The sequence below is a fragment of the Kitasatospora sp. NPDC036755 genome, assembly GCF_040636595.1.
In the GTDB taxonomy this organism is placed as follows: Bacteria; Actinomycetota; Actinomycetes; order Streptomycetales; family Streptomycetaceae; genus Kitasatospora.
This window is the reverse complement of sequence record NZ_JBEZUT010000388.1, coordinates 1-7,421: the sequence shown is the minus strand read 5'-3', so window position 1 is coordinate 7,421 and position 7,421 is coordinate 1. Positions and strand designations below refer to the sequence as shown.

The 7,421-nt window shown below is 73.7% G+C and carries 6 protein-coding genes; all 6 read left to right on the top strand.

What is annotated here, in order from left to right; all coding sequences use genetic code 11:
* A partial coding sequence (locus AB0E96_RS35930) for a Dyp-type peroxidase (RefSeq protein WP_359830144.1) occupies window positions 1–1,191 on the top strand: 1,191 nt, incomplete at its 5' end.
* 191 nt (window positions 1,192–1,382) lie between these two features.
* Window positions 1,383–2,318 (top strand): prephenate dehydratase, encoded by a 936-nt coding sequence (gene pheA, locus AB0E96_RS35925; RefSeq protein WP_359830142.1) that lies wholly within the window; start codon window positions 1,383–1,385, stop codon window positions 2,316–2,318.
* Window positions 2,319–2,860: 542 nt separating this feature from the next.
* Complete coding sequence (gene serS, locus AB0E96_RS35920) at window positions 2,861–4,135, top strand: serine--tRNA ligase (protein ID WP_359830140.1); 1,275 nt, start codon at window positions 2,861–2,863, stop codon at window positions 4,133–4,135.
* A gap of 52 nt (window positions 4,136–4,187) precedes the next feature.
* Window positions 4,188–5,033, top strand: a complete 846-nt coding sequence (locus AB0E96_RS35915; protein WP_359830138.1) for an HAD family hydrolase — start codon at window positions 4,188–4,190, stop codon at window positions 5,031–5,033.
* Window positions 5,034–5,295: 262 nt separating this feature from the next.
* Entirely contained in the window at window positions 5,296–6,018 is a 723-nt protein-coding gene (locus AB0E96_RS35910; RefSeq protein ID WP_359830137.1) for a FadR/GntR family transcriptional regulator, read from the top strand.
* A 64-nt stretch (window positions 6,019–6,082) separates the two neighbouring features.
* On the top strand, window positions 6,083–7,336 hold the full coding sequence (locus AB0E96_RS35905; RefSeq protein WP_359830135.1) for an MFS transporter: 1,254 nt from the start codon (window positions 6,083–6,085) through the stop codon (window positions 7,334–7,336).
* Window positions 7,337–7,421 lie beyond the last annotated feature (85 nt).

Below are 7,421 nucleotides of genomic sequence, written 5' to 3'. Positions count from 1 at the left end.
GGCGCCGGCGCGGGTGTCGCCGGGGCGGTCGCCCTGGACGGGCGGACCGGCCGCTCGGCGCTCGCCGGGGGCCCGGCCGGCGGGACGCTGGGCGCGGCCCGGGTGCCGTTCCGCGGCGAGCACCAGGCCGGGATCACCGACCCGGCGCAGGCCAGGGTCCAGCTGGCCGCCTTCGACCTGGCCGAGGGCGTCGGCCGGGACGGGCTGCGCACCCTGCTGCAGCGCTGGACGAAGGCCGCCGAGCGGCTGACCGCCGGGGAGCCGGCCGAGGAGTTCGACAACCAGGTCGCGCTGGACGCCGGCCCCTGCTCGCTGACCGTCACGGTCGGCTTCGGGGCCTCGCTGTTCGACCGGGCCGGGCTGGCCGACCGCCGCCCGCCCGGGCTCGAACCGCTGCCGGCCTTCCCCGGTGACGCGCTGGACCCGGCCCGGGGCGACGGCGACCTGTTCGTCCAGATCGGCGCGGACGACGCCCTGGTCGCGGTGCACGCCCTGCGGGTGCTCCAGCGGCTGGCGACCGGAACCGCGGCGCTGCGCTGGCAGTCGGCCGGGTTCGCCCGCACCCCCGGCGCCGCCGCCCGGCCGGTGACCGGACGCAACCTGATGGGCCAGATCGACGGCACCAACAACCCCCGGCCGGAGGAGGAGGGCTTCGCCGCCACGGTGTTCTGCGCCGCGGGCGGCGACGGGCCGGCCTGGCTGGCCGGCGGCTCGTACCTGGTGTTCCGGCGGATCCGGATGCTGCTGGACCACTGGGAGGCGCTGCCGGTGGAGCGGCAGGAGCGGGTGATCGGGCGGCGCAAGTCGGACGGAGCCCCGCTCGGCGCACCCGCCGGGGCCGGCGAGCGGTCCCCGGTGGACCTCGCCGCGCAGGACGCGGACGGCGCCCTGGCGATCCCCTCCGACGCGCACGTCCGGGTCGCCGCCCCCGCGGCCAACGGCGGGGCGGCGATGCTGCGGCGCGGCTTCTCGTACCACGACGGGCTGCTGCCGGACGGTTCGCCGGACGCCGGGCTGCTCTTCCTCGCCTTCCAGTCCGACCCGCGCAGGGGCTTCACCCCGGTGCAGCGCAAGCTCTCCCGGGGCGACGGCCTCTCCCGCTTCCTGCGGCACGAGGCGAGCGGCCTGTACGCGCTGCCGCCGGGCCCGCCGCCCGGCGGGTACCTCGGCCAGCAGCTGCTGGAGGGGTAGCCGCGGGTGTCCCGGGGGATCCGCCGGGGATCCCCCCGGACCCCCTGGTTCCACCGGAGTTCACCGCCGCGGTCCCGGCCACTGGAACGCTTTCCTGCCGGGGCCGCGGAATCGTTAGGGTGACTGCTTCGGCACACCCCGCTGCTTCGGCACACCCTGCCCACGCGGCACCGAGATCCCACGGAGGCGTCATGTCGGCCACCCGCTACACCTACCTCGGACCGGCCGGCACGTTCACCGAGGCGGCCCTGCACACGCTGCCCGAGGCGGCGACCCGGGAGCTGGTGCCGCTGTCCTCGGTGGCGCTGGCGCTGGACGCGGTGCGCGGCGGGGAGGCGGCCGGGGCGTTCGTCCCGATCGAGAACTCGGTGGAGGGCGCGGTCACCGCGACCAACGACGAACTGGCCGCCGGCACACCGCTGATGATCTACCGTGAGGTGCTGCTGCCGATCACCTTCGCGCTGCTGGTGCGGCCGGGCACCGAGCTGTCCGGGGTCAGGACGGTGACCAGCCACCCGGTGGCCCAGCCGCAGGTGCGGCGCTGGCTGGCGGCCAATCTGCCGGACGCGAAGTGGGAGTCGGCCGCCTCCAACGCGGACGGCGCCCGGCTGGTCGCCGAGGGCCGCTACGACGGCGCGTTCGCGGGCGAGTTCGCGGCGCCGATCTACGGGCTGGAGCCGCTGGTCAAGGAGATCGCGGACGCGAAGAGCGCGGCCACCCGGTTCGTCCTGGTCGGCCGCCCGGGGCGGGTCTCCTCGCCGACCGGCGCGGACAAGACCTCGATGGTGGTCTGGCTGCCGGACGACCACCCGGGTGCGCTGCTGGAGCTGCTCCAGGAGTTCGCGGTGCGCGGGGTCAACCTGATGCGGATCGAGTCCCGCCCGACCGGCGAGGGCATGGGCAGCTACTGCTTCCTGATCGACTGCGAGGGCCACCTGTCGGAGCGCCGGGTCGCCGAGGCGATGATGGGCCTCAAGCGGATCTGCCCCCAGGTGCGGTACCTCGGCTCCTATCCGCGTGCCGACCGGCAGGAGTCGACCCACCGGCGGCCGGGGACCTCGGACGAGGATTTCACCTCGGCGGCGGACTGGCTCTCCCGCGCGCTCGACGGCCGCGGCGACGTCTGAAGCCGGCGGGGTGTCCGGCGCCCCCGGACACCCCGGTGACATCTTTTGTCTTTCCGACCTTTTCCGACTGTTTTGGACCGGTTCGATCAGGCGGGTCGCGTGACCCTCCCCGTCGTCCACAGGCCGCCCGGAGCCGGAGGCCGCTGTCCACAGGGGCGCCGGCTGTCCACAGCCCAGAGTTATCCACAGGCCTGGGGACGAGTCGACAAACCGGTATAGCCATTGCGCAGAACCGGTCGGACCATCGGTTTGCGTCGCAGAGATGACCAATCGGACCAGAGTCACCCGGTTGCCAGCAAATCACCCGTCCGAGTGCTTCAATTCCCTCACCCGAGAAGGTTGATCGAGGTTTGAAACCTCAATTCCCTGGTTCGTTCACGCGGAAGACGATCGTCCCCTTTGATCCACAGGCCCCGGCCCTCGCCTGTGGATAACTCGACCCGGGAAGGTTCCCCACAGGAGTTATCCACAGGATCGGCCGAGTTATCCCCAGGGGAAAAGCGGTACCGGTGGAGGAACGGGCGCCCGGTACGCTTGGGCCTGTGATTGACCTTCGCCTGCTTCGTGAGGACCCTGACCGAGTGCGCGCCTCGCAGCGCGTCCGTGGCGAGGACGTCGACCTGGTCGACGCCCTCCTCTCCGCCGATGAGCGGCGCCGGTCCTCGGGCAGCCGCTTCGACGAACTGCGCAGCGAGCAGCGGGTGCTCGGGAAGCAGGTCGCCCAGGCCAAGGGCGACGAGAAGACCGCCCTGCTCCAGCGCACCAAGGACCTGGCCGCCGAGGTCAAGGCCGCCGACGCCGAGCAGAGCGCGGCGAAGGAGGAGGCCGACCGCCTGCTCCGCTCGCTGGCGAACCTCATCGACCCGGCCGCCCCGGTCGGCGGCGAGGAGGACTTCGTCACCCTGGAGGAGATCGGCACCCCGCGCGACTTCGCCGCCGAGGGCTTCGAGCCCCGCGACCACGTCGAGCTCGGCCAGATCCTCGGCGCGATCGACACCGAGCGCGGCGCCAAGGTCGCCGGTGCCCGCTCCTACTACCTGACCGGCGTCGGCGCGCTGCTGGAGCTCGCCCTGGTCAACATGGCGATCGCCCAGGCCACCGCGGCCGGCTTCGTCCCGATGATCACCCCGACCCTGGTCCGCCCGGCCGCCATGGACGGCACCGGCTTCCTCGGCCAGGCCGCCGAGAACGTGTACCACCTCGCCGAGGACGACCGGTACCTGGTCGGCACCAGCGAGGTCCCGCTGGCGGCGTACCACATGGACGAGATCCTCGACGCCGACAAGCTGCCGCTGCGCTACGCCGGCTACTCGTCCTGCTTCCGCCGCGAGGCCGGCACCTACGGCAAGGACACCCGCGGCATCATCCGCGTCCACCAGTTCGAGAAGGTGGAGATGTTCGTCTACACCACTCCGGAGGACGCGGAGAACGAGCACCGCCGCCTGCTCCAGTGGGAGAAGGACTTCCTCAACGCGCTGGAGCTGCCGTACCGGGTGATCGACGTCGCCTCCGGCGACCTCGGCGCCTCGGCCGCGCGCAAGTTCGACATCGAGGCGTGGATCCCCACCCAGGGCAAGTACCGCGAGGTCACCTCGACCTCCAACACCACCGAGTACCAGGCCCGCCGGCTGTCGATCCGGATGCGCGAGGAGGGCAAGACCCGCCCGCTCGCCACCCTGAACGGCACCCTGGTCGCCGTCCCGCGCACCATCGTGGCGATCCTGGAGAACCACCAGCAGGCCGACGGCTCGGTCGTCGTGCCCGAGGCGCTGCGGCCGTACCTCGGCGGGCGGACCGTCCTCGAGCCGGTCAAGTAACCCGGTCCGCACCACCCAGCACCACCCGCGACTCCCGGGAGACGTACGGCCCATGAGCACCACCAGCCCCAGCCCCGGCTCCCCCGGCGGTGGCGACCTGCCCTACCGGCTGGTCGCCACCGATCTCGACGGCACCCTGCTCACCAGCGGGGAGACCGTCTCCGAGCGCACCCGCGCCGCCCTGGCCGCAGCCACCGGCGCGGGCGCGCTGCACATCATCGTCACCGGGCGCTCGGCGGTCTGGGCCCGCCCGGTCTTCGACGAGATCGGCTACACCGGGATAGCGGTCTGCGGCCAGGGCGCCCAGGTGTACGACGCCGGCGCGCACAAGCTGCTCACCTCGCTCACCCTGGACCGACGGCTCGCCGCGCTCGCGATCGAGAAGATCGAGGCCGAGACCGGCCCGCTGGCCATCGCCGCCAACCAGGACGGCCTCGACGGCCAGGTGCTGGCCGGTCCCGGCTACGAGCTGCAGATCGGCTCCCGCCTGCCGGTCGTCCGGGTCGAGCGCGACGGACTGCTCGGCGCTCCGCTCAGCAAGCTGTACATCCAGCACCACGCGCTCACCGACGACGCCCTCGCCGAGGCCGCCCGCCGCGCCGCCGGCGACCTGGTCGGCGTGGTGATGGCCGGCGCCGGCGTGGTCGAACTGCTCCCGCTCGGGCTGTCCAAGGCCACCGGTCTGGCCGTCGCGGCCCGCCGCCTGGGCGTGCGCGCCGCCGACACCATCGCGTTCGGCGACATGCCCAACGATGTCCCGATGTTCGGCTGGGCCGCCCACGGCGTCGCCATGGCCAACGCCCACGAGGAACTCCTCGCCGTCGCGGACGCCGTCACCGCCGGCAACGACGAGGACGGCGTCGCCGTGGTCCTGGAGCGCCTCTACCCGCGGCCCTGACCCGCCCGGCCCGGCGGAAGCCGGCGCGGGACGCCGACGCACCAGGCACTGCCGGTTCCCCGCACCCCCGAGGGGGTGCGGGGAACAGTCGTCTCCGGAGCCGGTGCGGGGCCCGTGCGGAGCCGGTACGGGGGCCGTTCCGGGAGGGCCGATCGGGGGTTCGGGCAGGTCGGGGATGGGTTGTAGGATGACCGGGCAAGTGGTTGTAGGATGACCGACGACCGAGGTGGTCATCGGTGCACGGCGGGAAGGGAGGTCCGGCATGAGCGGCGGTCTGCAGGCGGCCGGGCGACGTTCCCTGGTGGACACCGCCATCGAGCAGCTGCGGGAGCAGCTGGCCGGCGGAGTGTGGCCGGTGGGGTCGAGGATTCCCACCGAGCACGAGCTGGCCGAGCAGCTGGGCGTCGGGCGCAACACCGTGCGGGAGGCGATCCGGGTGCTGGTGCACGCCGGAATGCTGGTCTCCCGGCAGGGCGAGGGCACGTTCGTCCGCTCCACCAGCGACCCGGCGGCGGTGCTGCGCGGTGTGCAGCGCTCCGGCATCCGGGACGTCCTGGAGGTCCGAGCGGCGCTGGAGACCGAGGGCGCCCGGCTGGCCGCACTGCGGCACACCCCCGAGGACGTCCAGCGGATGCGCGCCGCGCTGGCCCGTGAGGCCGAGGTGTTCGCGGCCCACCCCGAGCGGGCGAGCCGCGAGGCCACCGTCGAGCACGACCTGGAGTTCCACACCGCCGTCGTCGAGGCCGCGCACAACCCCGCGCTGGCCGAGGTGTACCGCTACTTCGGCGCCTCCGTCCGCGAGGCGATGACCTCCGCCTTCGGCGACCACGAGATGCCCGAGGCCGTCGTGGCCACCCACGAGGCACTGGTCGACGCGATCGAGAGCGGTGACCCGGACCGGGCCGAGGCAGCCTCCCGCGCGCTGCTCGCCGAGCCCACCGCGGCCGTCGAGCAGCTGCTCGCGGCCATCGCGGCCCGGAAGTAGGACGGCGCGAGCCTCCCTTCCGCCGTCCGCCTTCCCCGCACATTCACGAAAGAACAGCACACCCATGGCCGTCACCCGTGCCCAGCAGCCGGTTGTCACCACTTCTGCCCCGCTCCCCGTCCGCAGCCGGCTGGCCCATCCGCTCCTGATGCTGACCGGCATCGTGCTGGTCGCGCTGAACATGCGCGCCTGTCTGGCGGCGGTCTCCCCGATGGTCGGCGAGATCCGGCAGACCTTCGGACTGTCCGCCACCGTGGGCGGGCTGATCACCACCGTCCCGGTGCTGTTCCAGGGCGTCGGCGCCCCGCTCACCCCGCGGCTGACCCGGCGCTTCGGCGCCGAACGGGTGGTGTTCGGCGCGGTGCTGGTGCTCGGCGCGGGCGTGCTGCTGCGGGTGCTGCCCTCGGTGGCGGCCCTGTACGCGGGCTGCGTGATCATCGGTGTGGCGATCGCGGTGCTGAACGTGTCGATGCCGGGTCTGGTCAAGCGCGAGTTCCCGGACCGCGCGGCCACCATGACCGGTGTCTACTCGACCACCATGCTGGTCGGCGCCACGCTCGCGGCCGGCACCTCCGTCCCGCTGGAGCACGCCCTCGGCGGCGGCTGGCAGGCCTCGCTCGGCGCCTGGTCGCTGCTCGCGCTGATCGCCGCGGTGGCCTGGCTGCCGCAGGTGCTGCGCTCCCGCCAGGAGCGGCAGCGGGAGCAGCAGGGGGCGGTGGCCCCGGCCGCCGCGCCGGCCAAGCCGATCGAGGGCATCTGGAAGTCCCCGCTCGCCTGGCAGATCAGCCTCTTCATGGGCATCTCGTCGCTGCTGGTCTACACCCTGGTCGCCTGGATGCCGACCATCCTGGCCGACCACGGCATGGACCGCGGCCAGGCCGGCCTGGTCTTCGCCTTCTCCAACCTGGTGCAGGTGACGGGCGCCTTCCTGGTGCCGCTGCTGGCCGGCCGGATGACCAGCCAGCGCGGGCTGGCACTGGCCATGGTCGCCATGAACGGGCTGGGCATCGCCCTGCTGCTGATCGCGCCGGTCTCCGCCGCGTGGGTGTCGGCGACCATCCTGGGCGTGGCGCAGGGCGGTTCGCTGGGCCTGGGCCTGGCGTTCATCGTGCTGCGCACCCGCACCGCCGCCGGTGCCGCCCAGCTGAGCGGGATGTCGCAGGCGATCGGCTATCTGGTCGCGGCGGTCGGCCCGGTCGGCGCGGGCGCGCTGCGCCAGCTGACCGGCGGCTGGGAGACCCCGCTGGTGCTGATGCTGGTGCTGGTCCTGGTGGTCGGCGCGGCCGGCTGGGGCGCGGGCCGCAACCGGACGCTCTGAGCCGCTCGCCGCGAGAGCGGAACAGTGGGCCCCGGACACCCCCAGGTGTCCGGGGGCCCCAGCCCGACCGGCGCGCGCCGGGACC